This is a genomic window from Flavitalea sp., from assembly GCF_035489435.1.
Classification (GTDB): Bacteria; Bacteroidota; Bacteroidia; order Chitinophagales; family Chitinophagaceae; genus DATHKG01.
Map to the genome: position 1 here is coordinate 16,838 of NZ_DATHKG010000154.1, position 24,564 is coordinate 41,401.

Annotated in this window: 16 protein-coding genes; 5 read left to right on the forward strand and 11 right to left on the reverse strand. The window is 41.9% G+C overall.

The genetic code is table 11. From position 1 onward, the window contains the following. Positions 1-342: 342 nt before the first annotated feature. Entirely contained in the window at positions 343-3,042 is a 2,700-nt protein-coding gene (locus VK664_RS23645; RefSeq protein ID WP_461401186.1) for a PKD domain-containing protein, read from the forward strand. A 34-nt stretch (positions 3,043-3,076) separates the two neighbouring features. Here VK664_RS23645 and VK664_RS23650 read toward each other — a convergent pair whose 3' ends face one another. From VK664_RS23650 to VK664_RS23665, 4 genes are all read right to left on the reverse strand, one after another. Further along, complete coding sequence (locus tag VK664_RS23650) at positions 3,077-5,266, reverse strand: polysaccharide lyase family 8 super-sandwich domain-containing protein (protein ID WP_461401187.1); 2,190 nt, start codon at positions 5,264-5,266, stop codon at positions 3,077-3,079. A gap of 157 nt (positions 5,267-5,423) precedes the next feature. Next, positions 5,424-7,382: a heparinase II/III domain-containing protein gene (locus VK664_RS23655; protein ID WP_461401188.1), complete on the reverse strand. Its 1,959-nt coding sequence runs from the start codon at positions 7,380-7,382 to the stop codon at positions 5,424-5,426. 10 nt (positions 7,383-7,392) lie between these two features. Further along, the gene (locus tag VK664_RS23660; protein ID WP_461401189.1) at positions 7,393-8,778 is read right to left on the reverse strand and encodes a BNR-4 repeat-containing protein; all 1,386 of its coding nucleotides are present in this window, start codon (positions 8,776-8,778) and stop codon (positions 7,393-7,395) included. 105 nt (positions 8,779-8,883) lie between these two features. Beyond that, the gene (locus VK664_RS23665) at positions 8,884-10,767 is read right to left on the reverse strand and encodes a heparinase II/III domain-containing protein (RefSeq protein ID WP_461401190.1); all 1,884 of its coding nucleotides are present in this window, start codon (positions 10,765-10,767) and stop codon (positions 8,884-8,886) included. Between the two features lie 398 nt (positions 10,768-11,165). Here VK664_RS23665 and VK664_RS23670 point away from each other — a divergent pair, with 398 nt between their 5' ends. Further along, positions 11,166-12,197, forward strand: a complete 1,032-nt coding sequence (locus VK664_RS23670; RefSeq protein ID WP_461401191.1) for a LacI family DNA-binding transcriptional regulator — start codon at positions 11,166-11,168, stop codon at positions 12,195-12,197. A gap of 157 nt (positions 12,198-12,354) precedes the next feature. Continuing rightward, positions 12,355-13,542 (forward strand): glucuronyl hydrolase, encoded by a 1,188-nt coding sequence (locus VK664_RS23675; RefSeq protein WP_461401192.1) that lies wholly within the window; start codon positions 12,355-12,357, stop codon positions 13,540-13,542. A gap of 126 nt (positions 13,543-13,668) precedes the next feature. On the opposite strand, the gene VK664_RS23680 is transcribed toward VK664_RS23675, so the two are convergent. Next, positions 13,669-14,676: a LacI family DNA-binding transcriptional regulator gene (locus VK664_RS23680; protein ID WP_461401193.1), complete on the reverse strand. Its 1,008-nt coding sequence runs from the start codon at positions 14,674-14,676 to the stop codon at positions 13,669-13,671. A 118-nt stretch (positions 14,677-14,794) separates the two neighbouring features. On the opposite strand from VK664_RS23680, the gene VK664_RS23685 reads away from it, so the two are divergent. Beyond that, on the forward strand, positions 14,795-16,702 hold the full coding sequence (locus tag VK664_RS23685) for an AAA domain-containing protein (protein WP_461401194.1): 1,908 nt from the start codon (positions 14,795-14,797) through the stop codon (positions 16,700-16,702). Between the two features lie 91 nt (positions 16,703-16,793). Further along, a complete protein-coding gene (locus VK664_RS23690; protein WP_461401195.1) occupies positions 16,794-18,125 on the forward strand; it encodes an O-antigen ligase family protein in 1,332 nt (443 codons plus the stop codon). Between the two features lie 186 nt (positions 18,126-18,311). Here VK664_RS23690 and VK664_RS23695 read toward each other — a convergent pair whose 3' ends face one another. From VK664_RS23695 to VK664_RS23720, 6 genes are read right to left on the reverse strand one after another with little or no spacing between them, the layout of a single operon-like run. Then, positions 18,312-19,052, reverse strand: a complete 741-nt coding sequence (locus VK664_RS23695) for an ABC transporter ATP-binding protein (RefSeq protein ID WP_461401196.1) — start codon at positions 19,050-19,052, stop codon at positions 18,312-18,314. Beyond that, positions 19,049-19,846, reverse strand: a complete 798-nt coding sequence (locus VK664_RS23700; protein ID WP_461401197.1) for an ABC transporter permease — start codon at positions 19,844-19,846, stop codon at positions 19,049-19,051. Before VK664_RS23700 ends, VK664_RS23695 begins: the two co-directional genes overlap by 4 nt. Positions 19,847-19,859: 13 nt before the next feature. Beyond that, positions 19,860-22,055, reverse strand: a complete 2,196-nt coding sequence (locus tag VK664_RS23705; protein ID WP_461401198.1) for a glycosyltransferase — start codon at positions 22,053-22,055, stop codon at positions 19,860-19,862. Further along, a complete protein-coding gene (locus tag VK664_RS23710) occupies positions 22,052-22,945 on the reverse strand; it encodes a hypothetical protein (RefSeq protein WP_461401199.1) in 894 nt (297 codons plus the stop codon). The genes VK664_RS23705 and VK664_RS23710 overlap by 4 nt, the downstream gene beginning before the upstream one ends. 8 nt (positions 22,946-22,953) lie before the next feature. Continuing rightward, complete coding sequence (locus VK664_RS23715; RefSeq protein ID WP_461401200.1) at positions 22,954-23,664, reverse strand: rhamnan synthesis F family protein; 711 nt, start codon at positions 23,662-23,664, stop codon at positions 22,954-22,956. A gap of 5 nt (positions 23,665-23,669) precedes the next feature. After that, positions 23,670-24,539 (reverse strand): hypothetical protein, encoded by an 870-nt coding sequence (locus VK664_RS23720; RefSeq protein ID WP_461401201.1) that lies wholly within the window; start codon positions 24,537-24,539, stop codon positions 23,670-23,672. Between the last annotated feature and the right edge of the window lie 25 nt (positions 24,540-24,564).

Genomic DNA, 24,564 nt, shown 5'->3' on the forward strand with positions numbered 1-24,564 from the left:
GATTTTGTTTAATATAGCAAACTCAAACTTGATAAAAAAAGCTGGAATCGTTTTCATAAACGGAACATTTATTTACTGAAACGTTTTCGTAAATATCCCGGCTTAACATACATATGTAAGATATTGATAGAGAAATGCTGAGTAAAGAGACTAAGTGTTTTCGTTTAAGCTGGAACAAAACGGAAATCTGGCAAGTACCGGCGCCAGGGAGCTGCGAAAAAGTCAGTTTTCAACAGATTGTCAAAGACTGGCAGCAGGAAATTTTAATCTGCTCCGATTGGCATTAATATAGAAAAACTTATATTTTGTGGCTTTCTATTACTGACCCTTCGACCCGGCTCTATGATCATTAAACGTTTGCAGCTGTTTATTGCCTGCCTGTTACACTTATGCACCTCATTTGGCCAGGGTTGCCCTACCAATATAGATTTTGAGATGGGCACATTAGATGGTTGGGATTTTTTTGTTGGAAAAACTTCTCTTGACAGTAATAAGAATGTAATTAGCCTGGCACCTTCCGCACCGCTTCCCGGCAGGCACGAACTTATCACCACTTCATCAATCGGCATAAAAGACAAATATGGCAACTTCCCTATATTATGCCCCTATGGTGGCACATCATCCGTGAAACTTGGTAATGACCTGACAGGTGGCGAGGCGGAGGGGCTATCCTATACATTTACGGTTCCCAACCTGGTGGATACATTTAGTTTTACTTATTATTATGCTGTGGTTTTCCAGGATCCGAATCACGTGGAAGTTTCACAGCCAAGATTTTTTGTAACGGCATACGATGTCGAGAGCGGTGAGTTGATTAACTGCGCTTCTTACGATTACATTGCAACCGGTGGTATACCCGGTTTCAAAAAATCGACTTATCAGACCGATGTCCTCTACAAAGAATGGTCGCCAGTCTCGATCCAGTTCGCCGGTCTTGCGAATCGAAAAGTGAGACTTGAATTTAAAACAGCAGATTGTACATTAGGTGGACATTTCGGTTATGCATATGTCGATGTCGGCTCGGGATGTTCCAATATATTAGCTACTGCCCCATATTGCATTGAATCAAATTCAATCATCCTCAATGCGCCCTATGGCTATAAAACCTACACCTGGTATAATGAAGATTTTTCGCAGATAATAGGCCATGAACAATCACTCACTTTAAGTCCACCACCTGCAACAACCGGGTCGTTCCACGTTGATATTGTTCCCTATCCTGGTTACGGCTGCAGGGATACTGCCATTGCTTATGTGTTACCAAGACCAATTCCCAGGCCGCCGGCCCCTGAACCAACGATCGTATTTTGTCAAAACCAGGCAGCAGATGATTTTAAAACAAGACCCGAGCCAGGAAATGACCTGGTCTGGTATAGCGAAGGAACCGGGGGGATCGGTAAGTTCGGCAACCCCGTTCTTTATACTGGTGCGCCATTGGATACTACATTCTGGGTTTCTCAAAAGGAACTATTTGGTTGTGAAAGCGAGCGCACCCCTGTGAATGTAAAGATACAACCCTCACCAGAAGTTTCATTTACCACGAACGACGAGTTACAATGCCTAAGCAACAATAATTTTACTTTTACCAGCACCTCTGATAACCTTAGCAACAGCAATTATCTGTGGGAGTTTGGCGATGGTAATATTGACACAGTTTCTGGCAAAGGAGTTAATTATAAGTTTGACAATTATGGGAACTATACCGTGAAGCTAACGGTGATAAATGAGCGAACCTGTTCACAAGAGTCGGTCGGATTCGTATCTGTTGGCGCTAAACCTGTGGCTTCTTTCCGGCCCCCGCCCGTCATTTGTGAAAACCAGGCTTCTGTTCAGCTCATCGACAACTCAGCTGTACCGGGCGGCGGTTCATCACTGAATTCCTGGTGGTGGGAAATTGACAAGAAAATATACAACGGGCAAACCCCTGCTGCCTTTTCCACTAAAGGTCCCGGGAACCTGAGTGTAAGGTTGGCGGTTAAGAGTTCTATTGGTTGCGAATCGGATACTATCCTCCGTATACTTCCTGTTCGTTATCTGCCAATAGCTAATTTTAGTTATTCATCACCGTTATGTAACAATGAACCGGTTAAATTTCAGGATCTGTCCCAGATGCCAGCCGCTTCCCCTGACCTTGTATCGCGCTGGTACTGGCAACTTGACAATGGTTTTTTAATCAATAATAAGAATCCCGTGATGCATATCAGCAGCGGTATCCACAATGTGAAACTATTTGCTGAAAGTAACATGGGTTGTAGAAGCAAAGTAACGGATACCAGCTTTTTTGTGCATCCTAAACCTTTTATTGCATTAACCATAAATGATTCCTGTGTAAGGACACTGGTAAACTACCAGGCAACGGCTCAATTGCAAAATGTAACAAAATGGCTATGGAATTTTGGAAACGGCCAGTACAACGCCGGAGATAAACACTCAAGAACTTATGCAACTGAAGTTTCATTTCCGCTCACTTTAATTGGTCAGACCAATGAAGGATGTAAGGATACCGTATTCCGTCAGTTCCGGATCTTTGAGAATCATGCTAACGCAGGACTTGACACCATAGTTGCGAAAAATGAACCTGTTCACCTTAATGCCAATGGCGGTACCGGTGTACGATATCACTGGAGTCCCCTTACCGGTCTCGATAACGCCTCCGCGGAAAAACCTGTGGCAACACTGGATAAGGACCAGCTATATAAACTTTATTCGATCTCGGAACAGGGCTGTGAAGCATACAGCGAGATTTTCATAAAACGTTATGCAGGACCCGAGCTTTATATTCCCAATGCATTTACGCCAGACAACGATGGCAAAAACGATTTGTTGAAAGTGTTCCCCGTTGGTATCCGTAAATTCAATTATCTGGCGGTTTATAGCAGGAATGGACAATTGCTTTATCGTACCACGGATTATTCAAAAGGATGGAACGGTATCTTCAACGGAAAGAAATTGGAGGGCGGAACCTATGTTGCCGTGGCCCAGGCCCAGGATTATCGCGGCAAAGCGATGATGAAAAAAACTACGGTTATATTACTGCGTTAATGAGTTTCGTTGTTTGAGGGATCCTAATTTTATGCTATTTGTTAAATGGGATTATAACACTGCTTCCTGCCATTCCCGCTTTTGGTAATGTCACTTCAAGCCGGGAAAGCTTTTTTGACTCCTCCCAGGTCGCCGTGAAATTTTCACCGTTTGCTTTGAATTTCCTGTTAAGGCTCAAGACAATCTTTTCCAGTTTCTGAGTAGGGTCAGCAATCGTTATTGCGTTTCTATCAACCATAGCAATAGAAGGCCGGTCCACGGATAAATTAAGCCCGGCTGTTCTCAGTTCGGCTGGCGCATGGAAAACCATTTGTATGACTTCTGACTTCCTGTTGGCTACAGCCTGCGCGAAATTGGTGTTAAGCAAGACTTCAATACCTGCAGTCTTCATATAACTGTCAAGTATATCCGAAGTTGCATTGGGAACAACGATATACATATAAGACGCATCTTTTGCTTTTTTTCCATGATCGATCCAGGCAGCAAACACTTCTTTTTTTACCGGATCCGACGTGGCCCATGACTGGTGATTGATCTGCCTCCAGTTACCGGTAACTTCGTGGTTAATTACATGGAGATCCACGGCTACCGGGAAAAGGTAGCCAACGCTGTCATGGAGAACCCATTTAACTTTTTTAAGATTGTGATCACCTTTTTCCAGGGTTGATTTACCATTGGCATCACTGACTATTACGTTGGTTTTTAGTAGAGTCTGATTCAGCGTGGTGTATACCGGTAAATCAGCATCGGTGTTAATACTTGTTCCAAGGCAAACATATTCATTATCGAAAAGGAACCATGCCTTTTTTGCTTTTAACGGATCATGCACGCTTGTAAGATCTATCGCTGCGACACCATAAATGCCATTACTTATACCACCTGAAAATTCTGAGAGCCCTTTTTTGGCCAGTTCATTCCAATGTGCAACATCTGCCTTTTGAAGAATGGTAGTGCCCGGAATCTTTTGCCAGTCCCAAACGGGATAAATATTTAGATATTCATCTCCCCGCCTCGATATAAAGTTTGACCCATCGCCAAAATGATGCATTTTAAGGCCTTCTTCGTTATGTGGTTGTTCCATATTATTTGCCCGGGAAGAGTGCATCCGTACTGATGCAAAATAGGTTGGGCGCTGATGAACGAGGTAAGACGAATGCCAGAAAAACCGGTCGCTTTTTAGTGAAGGACGTACTAACCCCTTCCGGAGTTTAATAATTTCATCCAGTTCCCCGGAACGATAATCAGAAATTTTCCGGAGGTTTTCCGGCAATTCACTACTGGCTGCTTTCAATGCATTCATTCTTGTCATATCCCGGTTTTCCGCGCCAGGGTCGGGATAAATTCCATAGACCATCGACTTACAGATTCCATCAAGAAAATAGTCGATTAATAGCCTGGTTGCTTCCTGTGGTAATTTGAAACGGGTGCCTGAAATTTTCACTGCCCAGTATGCAAATGAATTAGCGAAGCTTGTGCCATATGTGAGGGTAGATATAACATTATCTGTACGATGGTGAAAACTCAGATCAGGTTTAATGCCGCGATCAGTGGTAATCTTGATTTCGGAAGCCATAACCTTGATCACCCTTTCGAGTACAGCTTCATCACGTGAAAACAAAGCCTGTTTTCCTAACATGCCGGCAATTGGTAAAAGGTCACCACCCGGCCTCGCACCAAAAGCTTCGAGGTTTGCGCGGTTGGCAATTTTAAGACCCGCAGTTTTTTGAATTTCCGTAAGATTTGTATCCATCAGCATCAGGATGTTGATCATTAACTGTGGTGTGCCCATTTCGTTCCACCACCAGTTCTGACACCGGAAATCGTTCTTCAGCCAATAATCAAGCGCTGCACTTAAAGCTTTTTTTGCCAATGCATCGTTCAGAAACGGGGAACCCTTTTTACTGGTCGCACGGGCAAGTGTCAGCATATTTTCAAGGTGAATTCTATGCTCAAAACCTGTGCGCGAAGTATCAACATAGTTTATACCCGGCCAGGTACCATCTTCACGAATCGTTTTGACCAGGGTCCCGACCTCGTCTTTGTTTACTGCCGGTTGCTGCAGGTCCGTGATAATTCTTTCCCTGATGATTTCCAGGTCGCTGTCAGCAACCCTTATCGCCTTTAATGGTTCCTTATTTTTTTCTCTGCCAGTATCAGCCGGTCCTGCCGACACAAGTAAAACGACGAGAAAAGCGAGACCAGCTATTTTTATATTATTAAACATGGGGATTGAGTTGTGAGTGGTGAGTGGAGTTATTGAGTGGAGTTATTGAGTGGAGAAGTGGTAAGTGTTGATTTCTGGGTGGTGTGACGAAAGTTTATTCATTCATCACTGATTCACTCAAACTCACCACTCACCACTTACCACTCACCACTTGTCTTTAACCTTTTTCCGCTATAACAAATTTAATCGCGTCTTTTGTTTTTGGTGCTATTACTTCGAAGTTGATACGATAAATATTATCCCCCCATTTTTCAATGATGCCTTTATCTTCCATTGCAGTCAATGGAATTTTTTCTACCGCTGCATTCATTTTTTTCGCATCATAAACAACCTTGAAGTCCTTCAGCTTGCCATCCTTGTCTTTGAAATGAATAATAACTTCTCCGCCTTTAGTGACCTCTGCCGGATAACAGGTCATCAGGTGTTGCTTAAGTTTTTCGGCTTTGTTAAGAATAAGATTATCATATACAGTAACATTTCTATTCCTGTTGAGTTGTACCGAACGTTGCCATGATTTGACACCTGCTTCTGCGGGGTAAGACGCCGCAATTTCCATACTTATCGCGGGTGCATTTTTTTCACTGGTATACTTCACGTTTCCAGCCCTGAACTTAGATCCGGGAGGTTGGGTGAAACCATTGATGGTTGGAACATTATGATAGTCTGAACAGTTGTACCAGATATCGTAACGTTTATCGCTGAATGTCTTCCTCGTATAAGTTCCCCGGCCAACATCAATCAACAACGGTAACCCGTTATAATAAACAACATAGTTCCCGATATCATTGTGATTATGGCTCTCGTCATTATGCCCGCCTTTTGCAGCAACAAAAAATCCATCTACGCTACCCTCTTTGTCTCTTGCCAGCATAACCTGGATATCGGGTAACCAAACATCTGCAGGAAGGGGCAGCCGCTGCTCAGCCTTTTGAAATTCATCCTGCAGGAATAAAGAATAGAAGTTCCTGAAATAGTGAAACCTTCCTAGTTTATTGTCTTCATCTTTCCGGTAGAAGGCACCAAAATTCATCATATCACGATCATTGATGTCTTTACCAAAGCGGTAAATCATACTCGCTGCCATCGTGGGCTGCGGATCTGCGTCAGCAAAATTCAGGAAATAATCTTCGCCTATCTGGGCCCGGTAAATGAACCTTGCCATGTTTTTTATCTTCTCATCATCATAAATATATTTGAATGCATTGTTGCTTGCCAGGTTCAACATTGAGATATTATCATAAAGAGAAGCCGCTGCTGCACCCCAATAGCCTGGTCCTTCGTCACAACCGCCATCTTGTGGATAAGGATTTACAAATTCATCAAGCACCTTCAATACTTTTTCAACCATTGCGGTACGTTTATTTTCATCTTTTTCCACAAGCAAAGCCGTGTTCAGCCAATTGGAACAGATCCAGGGATTCCAGTTGTTTGGTGGCCGGCCATTGGCATTGGTAGTCATCCATCCATGCGGTTTATTCATCAGTGGTTCAAAAAGCCGCTTGTTTGTTTCGACGTATATTCGTTTTCGGATCTGTGGCGATACAGCATCCAGTTTATCACCCATATAATAATCTACCCATGCCAGGAAAGTACCTGTTTCAGCTGCAAACAAATCCACAAAAGGTACCGTTACATCCATCAACCCTGAATACTCTTTTCCACGGGGAAGATGGGCAGGGACACCCCACCAGGATTCTTCACAAATTGACCAGACACCATTGATGATTGCATCTGTAAACCTGCCTTTGTTTTCATAGATCTCTGCCATCAGCAGGGTACCGAGCACATTTCTTTTCTCGAAACTGACAGACTGATATTCATTCCTGTCACCTGTCCGCTCAATCAACAGGGATTTTGTAGCCGGGATATATGGCCATTGATAATCTTTAAGTGAATCAGCCTGCCCGAGAAATCCCTGCAGCATTTTCTGATCAGCTTTTGACCACCCTTCCCTATCGGTGATCTTTGGAAATGGCTTCCAGTCTGCATATGGAATCAGCACGTTTTTCAAGGCAGTGCCGCTGTATTTGCCACTAAGCAGGTTTTTGCCCTGCCCGAATGCGATTGAAAAGCCGCTTATAAAAATCACCGAAATCAGCAGCAGTTGTTTTCTCATATAATACAGTTTATTTGATTCTTCCGGTCACCATTGCCGGCCTTTGAAAGGGCGATTTCATATCATAAGGCAGTTCATAAACAGAACCTCTTGAGTCAGCAAAAAATAACTTTGACACAGACATAGTATCAGCATTCCCATCTGCCCAGATTGCCTGGAAATCGGGGTGCATCACTGATGGACGGCGGGCATAAGAATGATTTCGTGTGCTGTTTGACGTTAGTATACGTTTCTTTCTCCAGGTGTAGCCTTTATCCCTGCTCTCCCAAACTGCCATCTCTCCACCTGTGCCATTTGGTTGCGGGCCTTTTTCGGTTGGCCCGATGACTTGCCATGAATTGCCGTCGATATATAAAGACCCCATATCATAATTGTGGGAAGACCGGCAAACTGTGTTTATCTCCCACTTGTTTTCCTTCCGCTGTATTACCACCCATTGGCGAAGATTTCCCGGTGGACCCGGTTGAAAATTATTACTAATCACTGCCAGGACTATCGGGTTACCTTTTTCATCAAAGTTTATATCATTTAGATAAACCAGCTTACCTTCTTTTTCATAGTCTTTTACGAGCGCCTCATTTATTTTGTTTGTCAGGGGTGGCATCATTTCAATACCGGAGACCGAAGTCCAGGTTTTTCCCATATCGCTGGTCTGAAGCAAATAGACATTGGTCCTTTTATCTACATTACCGCCCGGATGATAGTTAAACGCCGTGACAATTTTATCGTGCCATTTGTTAGAAACCTGGTAATGTCCTCCCATGCCTGCTAGCTTATGATCCTCAGACCATGATATACCATCATTACTTGTTGACCAATACAGTTCCCTTCCATTGGTATATTTTGTGAAAAGGTAAAAAAAGCCCTTGCCCTTAACCCACCATGGTTGCGGGTAAGTCATATCAGCCTCACGAATCTTTTCAAAATCCCCAATCTCAAATGGCTTACGGCTTTTAAATAACAAACCCAGTCTGCTGGTATTACGACCGCTTACGAAAATCCAGATAAAACCCTTTTCATCTATGGAAATAGAAGCGTTATCATGTGGATCATCAACTCCCATCTTATCATACACTATAACGGGTTGGGGCACCTGCTTTTTTGAATGATCAAAATATGATACCATGATCAGCAGATGTTTTTCATCTGCTTTTGTGGTACCACCATACACAAAAAAGGTTTTATTTACTTCCGGCGAATAAATGGCGATGGGGATATGACTTGAAGTATAGGTTCCTAGTCCACCCGAATACTTATCTCCATACCGGAAAAACTGGCCAAGAGTGAACCAAATGCCTTTATAACCTTCCGCTGTCGGAAGTTGAGCAATAGTCTGCCGGAAGAAAAAAATCGCCAGTAAAGCAAAAAATGATCTTATTAATATAAATCTTGTCATCTTATTCTTCCTTCTTATTCTTCCATCCTATTCTTCCATCCTATTCTTCCATCTTATCCTTCCATCTTATCCTTCCTTCTTATCCTTCCTTCTTATCCTTCCTTCTTACTTCCACGACACAAGCGCAGCTGATTTCTTTATTGGCGTTCTGTTTGCCTTTTGCGGTGCCAGCGTAACTTCCAGGACATTTTCGCTGTTTGGAGGAAGTATAACTTCAAATCCAACGAGGATGGTTCCGGGGTTAGGAGCATCATAGCTATTGGGAGGATCTGTGGACCAGGTTTTCATGGTTACCTTACCCGTCGTATTAACCTGCAGAATCAATTTTTTGCCATCCTTCGTGAGTTCGGCTGAATTTGCGGATATCATCTTCACATCTGCAGGTGTGAGCATGGTCCAACGCACTTTAGTTGATCTGTCATTTGTTTTTATTTCGTCTCTCACTACAACATAAGATTTGTCAACAATGGCCACGCCTCTCAGTGATTTCGCAACCATTCCTTCATATACTGCTGATATATCCGTGACCGCATTCATATTTTCTGACGAGGTTCCTGAACTGACAATGGGTGCATAACCTTTTACAAGCTGGTGCTGACTGTCGATAGCAAGCGTATTGTGAACAAGGTTAGTATAACGGAACACCGTCCATCGCTGTGCATCCTGTGTTCTTCCAAATAACTGGATGCCCTTTGATTCCAGAGATTCATAATTCTGCATACCAAAATCCATTGCCCATCTGACCCCGGTTGCTTCCATCACAAAGGAACCGATATCCATATGGGCATGGTTAACACTTACTGATCCACCCTTGAGTCCCACATAAATTGCATTCGAATCCGTCCAGGATGTACGCATTAGCGCAACAGGATTTTTACCCTTACCCACCCACATTGTTTCTTTTGGTGGTTTTATATTGTTGATGGCTACACCGCTGCTCCATAACAAGGCTCCAGGCAACAAACGATCGCGTACAAGTTGAGCTGCTGGTGTTGATTGCAGGCGGCTTCGTTCCACCCATAATAGCGACGGGTCTTTTAGTTTAGACGCAAACCAAAACATAGCCGGTTGAAAGCCGCCTTCGTTTCCTGCGTCAGAAAAATTAAACGGTTTACCGGAAGGTCCTGTCATGTTTTCAAGGAAACCAGCTGTTTTCAAAAAGCCAGGTTTAGCTGTCAGACCGAAGTCTTTACCAAACAGTTTTTCAATCGCGCTGACGAACATCACGTTAAAACTGGTACCGTATCCCCAATAGCCATAGCCTTCAGGGTAAGCACCATCCGGGCCGTAATCAGCCATGGATATAACGATTGTTTCGAGCGCCCTGTTAATTATTTTACGGGCCAGTTCAGGATTATCTTCATAAATCGCCATCGCTCCATAAGTCATACCGGCGTTACAAACCTGGTTCCAGTTGTGTTCGGCCCTCAGGAATGAATTATTCTTTGAATCGAGTGACGGTTCAATCCCCTTTTTTATAATAGCTTCTTTTATGATTGTTTTGGATTGATCTGACAAATCTGAATATAGCCAGTCGTAGCCGATAGCTGCGGCCATAGTCATTTCAGCCACATCAAGAAAATGTGAGGGATTCCAATCACTGAAACCGGAAATAGCAAGCAGTTCCTGCTCCGCTCTTTTGAGGATCGCGGGATCTTTGGTCATCCGATAACCGTAAGAAAGCATGAATATTCTCCTCAGCGCTTCGCGGGATTTGTCGAGGAGTCTCCTGCCTATCTGGATACGTTCAACGGGTGGTTCATTTATCAGTCTCCTGCACTCATTAATAATTGCTCCCTGCAGGGTTTGCCAGGTCTTGTCACTCTCGATTGTTTTCCTGATTTGACTTTCCTCATCTTTGGCAAGCAGTATCCTTGGATGTTGAGGTAGTTTGAAATCGGCACCTATATAATCGGTTTGACCTATAACTACACCCAAATGGCAAAAAAAAGCAAGAACTAACACAGGTAAAGTGCAGCGTAGTTTCATATAGCAAATATTTCTTCCTGTTGCAGGATCGCAATCTGACAATTAAAAAAGAGCCTTAACCAAAGGCAGAGCAGTGATTAGCACCACTTAAAAAAAGTAAATTAGGTATTAAGACCCATAATTCATTTAAAGCAGGTTTATTTGGGACATAATTTTCTACGAAAACGTTTCAGTAAATAAATCGACAATTTCTGAAAACGTTTCCAGCTTTTTTTACCAAGTTTGAACTCGTTGTATTTAAAACCTAAAAACGAATTGCTTATGCCTACTCAAGCTGCCTGCAGACTTGTCCCGTCGTGTTGTTATGATCTCGCCTCTTGCTCCCATATAACAAAAATGCTTTAATTGAAAACGATTTCAGCAACAATTCCTGAAATCAACGGGTCAACAACGTGCAAATGAAAAAAAAGCTCGACAAGAAAAACGGCATCCAGGATATAGCAGAAGCACTGCAGTTATCGCCTGCAACTATATCGCGTGTTCTGAACAAACATCCCCATGTACATGAAGCTACGCGAACAAAGGTGATGGCCATGGTAGAGCAGATCGGCTATCGCCGAAATGTAATGGCATCCGGTCTCCGAACCAATAAAACGCATACAATTGGCCTGATTGTTCCAAGAATCTCCATGTTTGTGCATGCAGAAATTATTACTACTATCCAGAATGGTCTTCATAGCCATGGGTATAATCTGATAATCTGCCAGTCTAATGATTCTGTGGAAATGGAAAAGGAACTGACTGAAACGCTGTATGCAAGCCGGGTCGATGCAGTAATTGTAGCCTGTACGCTTTATACTTCCGATTTCAGCCATTTCGATATATTGATGAAAAACGATATCCCTGTAATATTTTATGATAGGGTACCGGTGAAACCTTATCCTGGCTGTATCATTAAAGGTGATGATTTCAGGGGAGCATATCTCGGCACTTCGCATCTGATTGAACTGGGATGCAAAAGAATTGCCTATATATCCGGTCCATTGGTTTGCAGTATATATATCGACAGGTACACAGGGTTTAAAAAAGCCATGGCTCAGCATGAAATACCTGTAGACAAGGATATGGTTTTTTACCAGGAACTAAACGCAGACAATGCGCGTAAGGCTATGCATATGTTGTTTGCAAAAAAGCCATATCCTGAAGCGATTTTTGCGGCCAATGATGTAACAGCCCTGGCTGCACTGGGCTTTGCCAAAGAGATTGGCATCCAGGTTCCGAAAGAGCTGAAGATAGTAGGATATTCAAACGATCCGCGGTCTGCCATTGTATCTCCTTCTATTACTACCATTGATCAGTTCCCTACCCAGATTGGTAAGATCATCGTGCAGGAATTATTAAAAATACTGAAAAACGGTACGGGCGGAATCGCTATAGATCCGAGTCCGATTATCATGCCGGTCGAATTAATCAGACGAATGTCGACCTGAAGAAGTGGTGAGTGGTGAGTGGTAAGTTGAGTTATGAATGATGAATGATTAAAAGGGTCACCCATAATTCATACACTCATAACTCAACTTACCACTCACCACTCACAACTCATAACTCATAACTCAAATACGTAGCTAATCCGAAATAAAAAGAATAATGAAAAGATTAATTGTAAGTGTATTCGCGCTGTTTGTAGGTGTAGTCGTTATGGCACAGGCTTCGAAAAAAGTAATGAAGCAGCTTATAGATGAAAACATGCAATTTGCAGCTCAACAGTACAAGCTGCTGATGAAAAACACGCCTGATACTGTAATGCCAAGGTCATATAATGCTGCAAAACAGCAGTTGATTACAAGCAATACAAAATGGTGGTGCAGCGGATTCTATCCCGGCACATTATGGATGATCTATGATGAAACAAAGGATCTGGCAATTCGCACCGAGGCGCTTAAAAGACTGGCCTTGCTGGAACCTACAAAAAACTATACAGGCAACCATGACCTGGGCTTTATGATGTATTGCAGTTTTGGTACCGCTTATGCCATTACTAAGGAACCAGCGTATAAAGATGTAATCTTTACAGCCGCTTCATCACTTGCCACGAGGTACCGCCCATCAATCAAGGCAATTCAAAGCTGGAACAGCAGCGAGAAATTTAAATGTCCCGTTATCATTGATAATATGATGAACCTGGAGTTACTTGAGTGGGTTACTCAGAATGGCGGCGACAAAAAATTTCATGAGATAGCTGTTAACCACTCTAACACAACTATGAAAAACCAGTTCCGTCCCGATTATAGTTCCTGGCATGTTATCGACTATGATCTTGAGAAAGGAGAAGTGTACAAAAAATTAACACATCAGGGTTACTCTGAAGAATCGGCCTGGGCAAGGGGCCAGGTCTGGGGATTTTATGGATATATAGTCATGTACCGTTTTACCAAAGATCCTGCTTATCTCAAACTGGCCAGAAACATTGCTAAATTTTTGTTGAATCACCCAAATCTTCCTGCGGATAAAGTTCCCTATTGGGACTTCAATGCTCCCGATATTCCAAATGCAAAACGTGATGTATCTGCGGCATCTATTATGGCTTCGGCTTTACTTGAACTTTCACGTTACACCAGCGGCAAGGAAAGCAAGAACTATGTTTCATCGGCCGCCGATATACTGCAGGTGTTATCCACTCCTGCATACCGTGCCAAGCCCGGTACCAACGGCGGTTTTATCCTTGAACACAGCGTTGGCCATCTACCCGGCAATTCAGAAATTGATGTGCCTTTGACCTACGCTGATTATTATTTCATTGAAGCACTGCAGCGATATAAGAAATGGGCCTTATAGAATTATGAGTTATGAGTTATGAGTGAGTTAGGAATTATGAATGAAGTAAACAAGCTATTTGATCACAAGTTCATTAATAACTCGATCTCATCACTCACTCATCACTCATAGCTCATCACTTATAACTTATCTTGTGGATTCCCGCTGAATTAGGGTGGAATGAAGAACTATGTTTTCGTCTTTTAACTGGAACATCTTTTTATCCAGCGCCTTAAATAACATGGTTGCTGCTTCGCGTCCCATTTCATAGGCGGGTTGTGTGATGGTCGATAGTGAGGGATTCAGAAAGTCAACTGTCTCAAGATTTGAAAAGCCAATAACTTTCACATCATTGGGTATGTTTAGCTTAAGTTCACGGCAAACTTCGTAGGTAGTTATCGCGTACTTTTCAACTGAAGCAAAAATACCATCCGGGTGTTGCTCATTAAAAAGTGCCTTTATCAGATTGAAATCATTGAGATGTTCATTTGTACATTCTATGATAAGGGAATCATCAACAGGGATATTGTAATCGCCAAGGGCCTTTAGATAACCACGCAATCTTTTGTTCCCGATAGAAAGATTCTTTGAAATCGCCAGGTGAGCGATCCTCTTACATCCCTGTTCGATCAGGTGCCTGGTAGCAAGCTGTCCACTTTCATAATCATCGGTAGTAACTTTTACCGTATCGAAATCTTCACATACCCTATCAAAAAAAATTATGGGCAGACCTTTTTTCTTCAGATCATGCAGATGGAGAAAATCCTTATCATTATGAGCCACGGAAATCAACACTCCATCCACCCTTCCACTGTTTAGATGACGGGTGAATGCAATTTCGTTTGCAAAATCTTCATGCGTAAGATAGATCAGCACATGATATCCCTTTTCACGGGCAACAAACTCAATTCCATTGATAGCAAGAGCAAAAAAGTTATTGGCTATTTCAGGTATAATAACGGCGATCGTTTTACTTTTGTGTTTTCTTAAACTGCTGGCATGCGGATTTGGCTGATAATTCAGTTCATTGGCCAGTTGCAACACCTTCTCCTTGGTATCTTTTCCAATATCGTGGCTGTCCCGCAGCGCTTTTGAGACAGTTGAAATGGACAAGCTGAGAAGTTGAGCAAGTTTCTTAATATTTACTGATTCCATATTAGGGCCTTAACGGCTTCAATATAATTAAAATTCAGGCAATTGGAAATGTTTTTGTATAGCAGTAGCTGGTCATGTAAGAGTTGGCATCCATTGACCGGAACGTTATTTTTGCGCCATGGATTACTTTAAAAAGCTGGAAGAGTTATTGAAGATTGAGCGAAATGAAGACCAGCAACAATTTAGCAGGCAGTCTCAAACGTTGTCAATAGCCGAAAAACGTGCAAATGGTGTTGCCTGGTTCCCCATAGCAATCAGGGATACCGAAATCGGCCGTGGTGATTATCTCACCGTTGAAGTTGAGCGCACAACTCACCAGGAATTACCTCATCAACTAAGATTCGGCTCTGCAGCTGTATTGTTTTCCAACCACAACCGGGCTGAATATAATATAGAAGGTGTGATCACATACCAGGGAGGTAACCGCCTGAAAATTTCATTGCGAACCGATGAGTTACCAGATTGGTCAAGAGATGGTAAACTTGGCATAGACCTGTTGTTTGACAATAACAGCTATGAAGAAATGCAACAGGCGATCCGGCAGGGAGCTTCAAGATTTGAGAAAAATGAAGATGCCGCCCTGATCCGCATCCTCACCGGGGAAAAAGAACCAACATTTTCAGAGAGCAAAACTGCCTTCAGTTATCCAGCCCTGAATTCATCCCAACAAAATGCCGTTAAGAAGATAATTGATGCGAACGAAATTGCAATCGTTCATGGACCCCCTGGTACAGGTAAAACCACAACGCTCGTGCAAGCTATTAAGGCCATGTACCAGTTAAATCATGAACAAATACTTGTTACAGCGCCGAGTAACACTGCGGTGGATCTGCTAAGTGAAAAACTTGCAGAAGAAGGACTGAATGTGTTGCGTGTAGGTAATCCGACACGTGTGTCTGAACGTCTTTCTTCATTGACGCTTGACAGCAAAATGCAGGCACACAGCAGCATGAAGGAAATGAAAAAACTCAAAAAACAGGCAAATGAGTTTCGCAACATGGCACACAAGTACAAAAGAAATTTTGGCAAAGCAGAACGGGATCAACGAAAGGCGCTGTTTGATGAAGCCCGGAACATAATGAAAACGGTTGAAAGAACCGAACAATATATTGTTGAAGACCTGGTATCCCGGGCACAAATTATCACGGCAACTTTGGTCGGTACCAATCACTATACCGTTAAACATCTCAGATATAATACGGTTGTAATCGATGAAGCCGGACAGGCTATGGAACCCGCTTGCTGGATACCTATACTCAAGGCTAAGAAAGTTGTACTTGCAGGCGACCACTATCAACTCTCTCCCACCATCAAATCTGAAGAGGCGGCAAAACGTGGCCTGAGACAAACTTTGCTGGAAAAAAATGTGGCATTGCATCCTGCCGCAGTCACTTTACTGGAAGTTCAATACCGGATGCATGAAATGATAATGTCCTATCCATCAAAAGTATTTTACGAAGATAAACTTAAGGCAGATATTACGGTAGCAGGTCATCTGCTGTTTGACGAAGATCAGCCTTTTCAATTTATCGACACGGCCGGATGTGGTTTCGATGAAAAATCTGCCGGTACAAGCGTAACGAATCCCGAGGAAGCGAATTTTATGTTAAGGCATCTTGCAAACTTTGTTACAAGGCTCAATGATATTTATCCTGGGAATTCCTTTCCCACTATCGGTGTGATATCACCTTATAAACAACAAATTGAAATATTAAAAGAGCAGGCTCTCCAGATCCCGATCCTGGTTGAACACCTAAACAATATATCTGTAAACACGATCGACAGTTTCCAGGGACAGGAAAGAGATATCGTTTATATCAGTATGACCAGGAGTAACACAGAAAACATAATCGGATTTCTCAGTGATATCCGGAGAATGAATGTAGCCATGACAAGGGCGAGAAAAAAACTGGTTATAGTGGGCGATAGCAGCACCCTTGGACAGTCAGCTTTTTATGGGGGTCTTATTGATTATGCGGCAAGTATTGACAGCCATATAAGTGCCTGGGAATTTATGGAAACCTAACAAACTGTTAATAGCAATGTCTTTCCAGGGCTCGCCACGCGAACCTTTGTAGTTATTGCATGGTTATTGCATCGGGTACATTCCAGATCATATGACCACTAAAATTTTCAATCCAAACGCCGGCATCGCAAGTCGTGGTAAAGAGACAGCTCTCATTGTTCTGACGGGTATTTTCTTTTTCACGTTTTATTTGCCCGGATCTCCCCTGATCAATAATATTGCTATTGTATCCCTGGTGATCTTCTGCGGATTCTTTAACACCGGTATTGAAAAATTAAGACTGCTCAGGCAAAGACCGGCATTGTTATTTATAGTCTTGTTTTATATTCTGCAGATTTTAAGTTTGTATTTATCACGGGACAAGGACAGGGCCTGGTTATACCTCCAGGTCAGAATACCCTTGTTGCTTTTCCCGATTTCCCTTGGCCTGATTTATATCAGGCATGCGTTGAAAGTTCGGATCTATTTTGTCTATGCTTTAATAACTACGCTGGCCGCCCTCGTTTGCCTGGTTTCTGCAATGATTATATTTAATCGGACCGGGGATTCCGGCTTTATTTATAATGATAGTCTTTCTGATGCGATTGGCAAGCAGTCGGTTTATTTCGCATTGATGGTGAACGTCGCAATCTTTAGTTATGCTTATCTGGCTATAAATAATTACCTCGCACCAGGTTTCAAAAAGCTCGCTATTTTTTGCATCGCATTCCTGATGTTAATTCATTTTATGCTTGCAAGCAGGATGGAGATAGTTTTTCTATATACTTCAGCAATCGTTTTTGCCCTCTATTATTTCTTCATCAAAAAGAAAAATCGAAAGGCAGGTTTTATCATGATCGGGGCGCTGGTTTGTTGCGGGATAGCATTCGTTCAGTTATTTCCGAAAACCTTAAATCGTTTTAATGAATTAGTGTACCCGACCTATGATTTCAAAAGTGACGCCGTTGAGAGCCATTATAATATGCAACTTACGCCTGAGCAATGGAACGGGCTTAACATAAGACTGGCAATCTGGAACTGCGGTTTTGAAGTTGTGAAACGCCACCCTGTTATGGGGGTTTCTATCGGGGACAAGGACCAGGCATTACTCGATGTTTTTAAAGAAAAGGAATTCAAGTTTGGAATCAGAACTAATAAAAACATGCATAACACCTATCTTGATATCCTGGCCAGCATGGGAGTAGTTGGGTTAATTGTTTTCCTCACAGGGTTTATAATATTACCATTAAAATCCTGTGTCAGGTCCAGGGATCTGATCGGCTTATTGGTGATTATAGATTTTATTTTATCATTTATCACAGAGACCTATCCGGACCGCAGCATGGGTTGTATCATCTTTAGCTTTTTTATAGCCTTCATCATTAGCACCAAAGACCGTGAATATCTAAAAACTAAAAACCCCATGTCCGTTCAGTCTGAATAGTAAATCTGCAAAAACAAGTCTGAAACAATAAAACTGTAATATCAATTTGGAAACAACAAGTCTGAAATCTAATTTGATAAGTTACTATTCCAGAATGTTTCCCCTCACAACAAACTCACCACTCACCACTCACCACTCACTCATACTCATCACTCATAACTCATCACTCATCACTCATAACTATATTCACTTATTATCGTTCATATAGTGCTCAATAGCCTGAGTCGTATCTCCAAAAAATACTAGCCGGCCTTGTTTCATATATGCTGTTTTCGGGCAATATTTCTGAACCACATCCAGCGTGTGACTGACTAGTATGACTGTTTTCCCATTGATCCAGCTTGATTCAAAAACGGCAACCGCCTTTTGCTGAAACTTCATATCACCCACGGCAAAAATCTCATCAAGAAACATGATATCGGCGCCGCCGTTAACTGCAATGGAAAAGCCAAGCCTGGCGACCATACCGGATGAAAAGTATTTTATCTTAGTATCTACAAAATCACGCAATTCGGCAAAGTCGATAATCTTATCAAAGATTTCGTCGATCTCTTTAATTCTTAAGCCAAGGATGGACCCGGATATATAAACGTTCTCCCTTGCTGTCAACTGGTGGCTCATACCAATACCCAGGTTCATGAGTAGGGTTGAACCATAAATTTCAATGGTACCCGTATCGACCGGGTATACACCTGCAAGCAAACGAATGAGGGATGATTTACCGCTGCCATTTCTGCCAATGAGACCGATACACTCTCCTTTCTGCACATCGAAATCCATTGTTTTGATAGCCTCTACTTTTTTCGAACGTGGCGGATTAAAGAGATTAAATAACCGGTGCTTAACCGTGTTATGACTATCCTCAGCGATTGTGAAAGTTTTGCTTATGTTCCTTGCCTTAATGGCTAATGAATGTTGTTCCATCATAACTTTTCAGCTGCTTTAGCTCCCAATTTGTTTAATAAAAAAACGCCAAGAATTAAAAAGGCGAAACTGTATACGAGATCAAATCCGAGCAGGGCTGGGTCAGGACCCTTGCCTTCCATCATTACGCGTCGCACATTAATGATAATACCTGCGATCGGATTCAAATAATCAAAGAAAGGCAGCGCTTCTTTGAAAGTACTGAGTTTATAAAATATTGGTGAAAGGAAAAATAAAAAGGCTGTAAACACCTGCCAGATCTGGGTTATGTCTTTCGCAACTGTATAAATAGTTGAAAGGATCAATGAAAATGCAAGCGACAAAACAAACAGGTTCATAAATAAAACAATGATCCATAAATTATTCCAGGACAATCCGCCGGAGTCTTTTTCTACCAGGTTATAAAAAATAACGAACATCACAAAATTGAAAAAGAAGCCAATGGAATTGCTCATCAGCGTGGAAATATAAATTTCCATCTTATTCATATTACTGTATTCGTAGAGATACTTTTTTGTTTGAAGGATCTGGACTGTTCCGGAAGTGGATTCAAGGAAAAAATTCCAGCAGATCAAACCGGTAAACAGGTAAGATGCAAAGGCCGGAATATTCTGATTCAATATTACTTTGAAGGCGATATAATAAATGCAGATATCAAGTACAGGCTTCAACAGCGCCCAGAGCAGCCCAAGCCTGTTTTCGTAATAACGCATTTTAAATTCAATCTTAGCGAGTAGCCAAAGGCGTTCCAGCTTGTTAGATTTTGGGCTCCAGTCTGATATCAGTTTTGTAAACATATTGGGTTTATTGCTATAATTTCATCATTGCCTTAGCCTGCAACAGGACTTTCTTCAAGGCCGGGTTTCTTTTAACAAACATTTTAAGATTATTAATCATGCCACTGTTACCTATAACAGTGCTTGTGACACGGATCCCAAATGAGGGATTATCATAAGCAAAGGACGGGCCATTTGCGTTCATAAGGCTGAATATATCAGTTGCATATTGCCGGTAAAGGCCGGGATAGGTTGTGGCAAGATACTGATGAGAGTACATTGCTTTATAACGTGTAAGAGAACGGTACATTGAATCAGGGCGGATGCGATAGTTGAACAATGTCTCTGGCAACACAACTCCCCTGTAGCCTGCATTTAACAGGCTGATAATGCTACCATAATCTTCCAGGCCATAATCTACTTTTTTATCATTAGTCCCTGCCTCCAGGAAAGCAGCCCTTTTATAGACAAGTGCACTGCTGTTCATCGTATTGTGTAGCAGGATATAAGGTGGTTCCGGGTTCCAGGTGGGCCAGATATCCGATTTTGTTCCAAAAAACTGCACCCAGCACCCAACAAAACTAATGTTTTCATATTCACTCAGCACTTTCAATGCCTTGCTATAATATTCAGGTGCAACGGTATCATCAGCATCAAGAAAGGCAAGATACTCTCCTTTTGCTTTTGAAGCTCCGTAGTTACGCGTATGCGCCAGACCAGCATTTGATTTTGTTTCAACAATAACACGTGAATGTTTGCGCCATTTATCCAAAGCAGTTTTACTTTCATAGTCTGTACTTCCGTCATCAACAATGATAATTTCGGTGTTGGTGTAAGAGCCTTCAAGGACAGATGCGATGCAGGCGTCAATAAAATCACCCATGTTATAATAAGGGATCACAACAGACAAAAGGCCACCCGCCGTCTTCACCGGCAAGGATTTATCAGGGATTGCCAAAGGCCTGGTAAATGGAAACTGATGCCTGATTCGATTTTTGTCGAGCCCGAAAAGCAACGCTGATTTCAACTGGTAAATGCGTTTATAAGCCAGCTGTTCCCTTATAGATCTTGCGGCTTCCATTCCGATTTCATTCAATCTTTTATCTTCAAGTGAAAGTATCAGTTTAAGCTTTTCAGCAAAAGTCTCCTGGTGCTCATGATCAAATAAAAATCCATTCACATTGTCTGCGATCAACTCAGCCTGGCCGCCCTGTACAGAGGCAAGGATAACTTTACCGAGGCCCATGGCTTCAATTGCTGCATATGGCAGGTTATCATTGAGACTAGGGATCAGAACCACATGTGCATCGGACAGTACAAGATCCTTTACTGCGGGCGACACTTTACCAGTGAACTTTACCAGGCCTTTACGAATATAAGAGGCATAACGGTCTTCAATTAATTGCCCCATTGTTTTCATTTCAGGATAATACACTTTTTCAGTTCCCCCAACAACATGGAGTATATAGCTCTCTCCCGCATCCCACAAATGTTTGAAGTATTCAAACATTTCAAACACTCCTTTTTGCGGCGATAACTTCCCGTAGAATACAATCCTTCCTCTTCTGATAACACTGGGTTTCGGCAAATCAGGAGACTCAGCTTTTGATGTCTGAACTGCATTATCGGATTCAAACTGATACGGGTTTCGTATTACACTAACATTTAACCCATCCAGCGATATATGCTTTTTAATTTCATCTACTATGTATTGCGAGGGGGCTATAATAAGATCTGCTGCCCTTATACAACTGATCTCCAGTTCACCGGTCCAGTAATTGGGAAACTCATAAACTCCTTCCCTGTTATAATACAGGTATAAAAACGCCGGAGAATGCAATACAAGAATCACAGGTATTCCCTCAAACGATGGATACTTCAGGAGCTTGAATTGCAAAGTGTAATAAGCAATAGCAAGATATTCCTGTGCTTCAATATAATCGGGTTTGCCTTCAATGTCGATAATCTGTTTAAGGATTGCTGCAAATTCAAAGCTTAGCCTGGGAACATAGCCCAAATGATTAGCAAGTTTGGATCTGTTTGAATTAAATGATATAACCCTGACACCTGAAGATGTCCTCGATTCATAGTCAGCTACCTTATCGTCTGGGATGAATACAGTAACCTCATCACCAAAGTTGGTATGCATCCTGGATGCCTCAAAACAGTAGGTACTGATACCGCCGCCAAAAAGAGGCGGGTATTCAGTAGTAAGTATCCAGTATTTCAATTCTTATATTTTTTTACATCATCAGAAAATAGTGACCTGAACGACCGCCTGCCCAAAATGACCTTAAGGATATGCCCAAATCTTTTATACCATAGAGGCAGGATCTCATACTCGTTATGATACCATTTAAAAAGATTCTCATAGTCATCTTTATATTTGGACCTTATAACCCCAATCGTTTTTTCTGCACCCAAAAAACGTTCACTTATTTGTTGGTGATCTGAACTGAGTTGAGCTACCCTGTTCTTCAGTGAAAGATAGTCATTCAAACTATTAGCAATTACGGGCTGACTTGAAAGAAAAGATTTACAGGCATTGTCAAGTAATTGTTGTTTTTCGACAGCTTCAGCCTTAATGTCAAAATCAAATATAAAATGGTTGGTCAAAGAACCTAGATCTCTGAACAGATTGGTTTTCAGCCAATCGTCCCCGATCCGGGTTACAGAATTGATAAAAACCGGCTGTGAAAATCGCTCAGTGCCTTTTGTTGTGTTATCATTACGCCATAAAAGTAATTCATGAAAGCCTTGTAAAGTTATTTCAGCTGCCAGCCGTTCCTGGAGTAAATCTGCAGCTGGCGCCGATATATCGGTACCAATTATTACCACCGGCCTGTTATTGATAAATTGGTAGTTGGTAGAAAATAATGAATGTACCAGAAGTTCAGACAAAGCTTCATCAAAATAGTCTTCATCCCAACAAATAATGAAATTCTTAGTCAATGCATTTATGCGGCCGAATTCATTGCGAAACGAATCAGCCGTTCCGGATGATAGCCGGAGGCATGGTATAACGCCTGGAGGCAAATAATTAATTTCCCCCGGTAAAACGGTCATCACCGTTTTAAACGGCCTTCTGTAAACGGCGATAATATCGTTGGTGGGATTCATTAAGTTTATTAAATACCTGCAAGTTTATAACCTGCTGCCTGTGGAATAAAACAAAGTAGACGCTCCCACGAATGGGTATAGGTGCCATGTTCCAGGTCCAGCACATTTCCATCTTCCAGTTTCTGACGAAGTTGCAGCGGACGATACTTTTTGAAGAATTCGTTCATTGCATCGGTTCTTGCCACGAAAATGGTACCACCGATATAATCGTAAGTGGCAGGACTGAGGTCATATGCAACTAACAGCTCGTGCAAAATCTCATCATTTGTTGTATCAAACCTTTTTTTTGACTTTGAATATTCATTTTTCAAAAAGGCCTTTGAACCTGCAATTCCAATATTTTTTGTTGATTCAAACAAAGAGACAATTTTTGAAAATTTCTCAATGCTGAATATATCGTATAACTGGTCGAACCAATAACCGGCATTTAAAGTTTGTGGACTGATTTTATCATGGAGGAAAGCAAAATAGGTTGTTGGTTCACAAAAATTATAGTAATAAGATAGCGAAGCTAACTTCCCTCCTATATCCTTGCCCTTATTTGTCACTTTCAGTATAATAACCTCCGGGGTCAATGACCTGATTTCTTCAATCACTTCATCGTGGCAGGCGCTGACAATAATTTGTGTTGCTTCCTTAAAAAGGTGTCCACATTTACCCGTTATCAATTTCCATGAACCAGGATAATAGACATGTATAAAAAAACTCAGATCAGTCATTCTTTTTATTTTCTTATAATGGCTATACATACTCCATTGCCATTCTTAATCACAGTTTCCAGGGTCGCAAGATTAACTGCGCAGAATTGCGTCAGGAAATTTTCGTAGCTGGTCGGTGAAAAAGTGTGATAGTGAATATCGTAGACCCGGTTTATGCAGTTAATATGTGCGCTAATGATATCACTATAAGTATCAGCAGCATTAAACGCCACTACCAGTTTTTGCATGAGCTTAACATGAAGTTTATCATCCAATCCCGGCGCTGCAGGTTCAATATTATTCATCGTCCGGATATTGGCACCACTGATTGCGATAAACTCTTTGAGATGAGATGCTGTTGTCTCAAGAATAGCATCTTTATCCAGGTTCATAAAAGCATAATGATCATTTGCCAGATGTGCCATTGAAGTGAGCGGTCTTCCTTTATCATAGCACTTTTCGGCAATAGGAACTGTAACATAAATAACTCCCCCTATCTTTAACCGGCTGAGCCATATTTCGAGTGTGCCATAGGGATCAGGAGAATGTTCAAGCGCGTGATTGGCGATCACAAAGTCAACCGAATCCGGCAGCAGCGAACTCAGTATAAATCCGTCGTCTATAATAGCTGTTTCAACAATGTCTTCTTTTGCCAATTCCGGGTATCTTTTCCGGTTTTCTTCCATCGTTTTATAATCTAAATACCGCACTTTCGCCATCCGGGTATCAATGGCCAAAGGCTTATGTAATGCACCTATTTCTATCCCTTCGCCCCTGATATATTTTTTGGCAATAGCCTCACGGTTGCAGACCTGTTCAATCCCTTCGAATTCATCATTGACGATAAACCTGGCCCTTGCCGGGCCCTTTATTGTTTGTAAAAGATAATCATTCATATACTGGGTTTTGGGGTGATGAATG

Excerpts from the sequence above, each read along its gene's own strand:
- VK664_RS23710 (WP_461401199.1), bottom strand. The coding sequence starts at position 22,945 with ATGAATCCCACCAACGATATTATCGCCGTTTACAGAAGGCCGTTTAAA.
- VK664_RS23645 (WP_461401186.1), top strand. The coding sequence starts at position 343 with ATGATCATTAAACGTTTGCAGCTGTTTATTGCCTGCCTGTTACACTTA.
- VK664_RS23690 (WP_461401195.1), top strand. The coding sequence starts at position 16,794 with ATGACCACTAAAATTTTCAATCCAAACGCCGGCATCGCAAGTCGTGGT.
- VK664_RS23655 (WP_461401188.1), bottom strand. The coding sequence starts at position 7,382 with ATGAGAAAACAACTGCTGCTGATTTCGGTGATTTTTATAAGCGGCTTT.
- VK664_RS23680 (WP_461401193.1), bottom strand. The coding sequence starts at position 14,676 with ATGGAATCAGTAAATATTAAGAAACTTGCTCAACTTCTCAGCTTGTCC.
- VK664_RS23700 (WP_461401197.1), bottom strand. The coding sequence starts at position 19,846 with ATGTTTACAAAACTGATATCAGACTGGAGCCCAAAATCTAACAAGCTG.
- VK664_RS23660 (WP_461401189.1), bottom strand. The coding sequence starts at position 8,778 with ATGACAAGATTTATATTAATAAGATCATTTTTTGCTTTACTGGCGATT.
- VK664_RS23720 (WP_461401201.1), bottom strand. The coding sequence starts at position 24,539 with ATGAATGATTATCTTTTACAAACAATAAAGGGCCCGGCAAGGGCCAGG.
- VK664_RS23685 (WP_461401194.1), top strand. The coding sequence starts at position 14,795 with ATGGATTACTTTAAAAAGCTGGAAGAGTTATTGAAGATTGAGCGAAAT.
- VK664_RS23715 (WP_461401200.1), bottom strand. The coding sequence starts at position 23,664 with ATGACTGATCTGAGTTTTTTTATACATGTCTATTATCCTGGTTCATGG.
- VK664_RS23650 (WP_461401187.1), bottom strand. The coding sequence starts at position 5,266 with ATGTTTAATAATATAAAAATAGCTGGTCTCGCTTTTCTCGTCGTTTTA.
- VK664_RS23695 (WP_461401196.1), bottom strand. The coding sequence starts at position 19,052 with ATGATGGAACAACATTCATTAGCCATTAAGGCAAGGAACATAAGCAAA.
- VK664_RS23670 (WP_461401191.1), top strand. The coding sequence starts at position 11,166 with ATGAAAAAAAAGCTCGACAAGAAAAACGGCATCCAGGATATAGCAGAA.
- VK664_RS23665 (WP_461401190.1), bottom strand. The coding sequence starts at position 10,767 with ATGAAACTACGCTGCACTTTACCTGTGTTAGTTCTTGCTTTTTTTTGC.
- VK664_RS23675 (WP_461401192.1), top strand. The coding sequence starts at position 12,355 with ATGAAAAGATTAATTGTAAGTGTATTCGCGCTGTTTGTAGGTGTAGTC.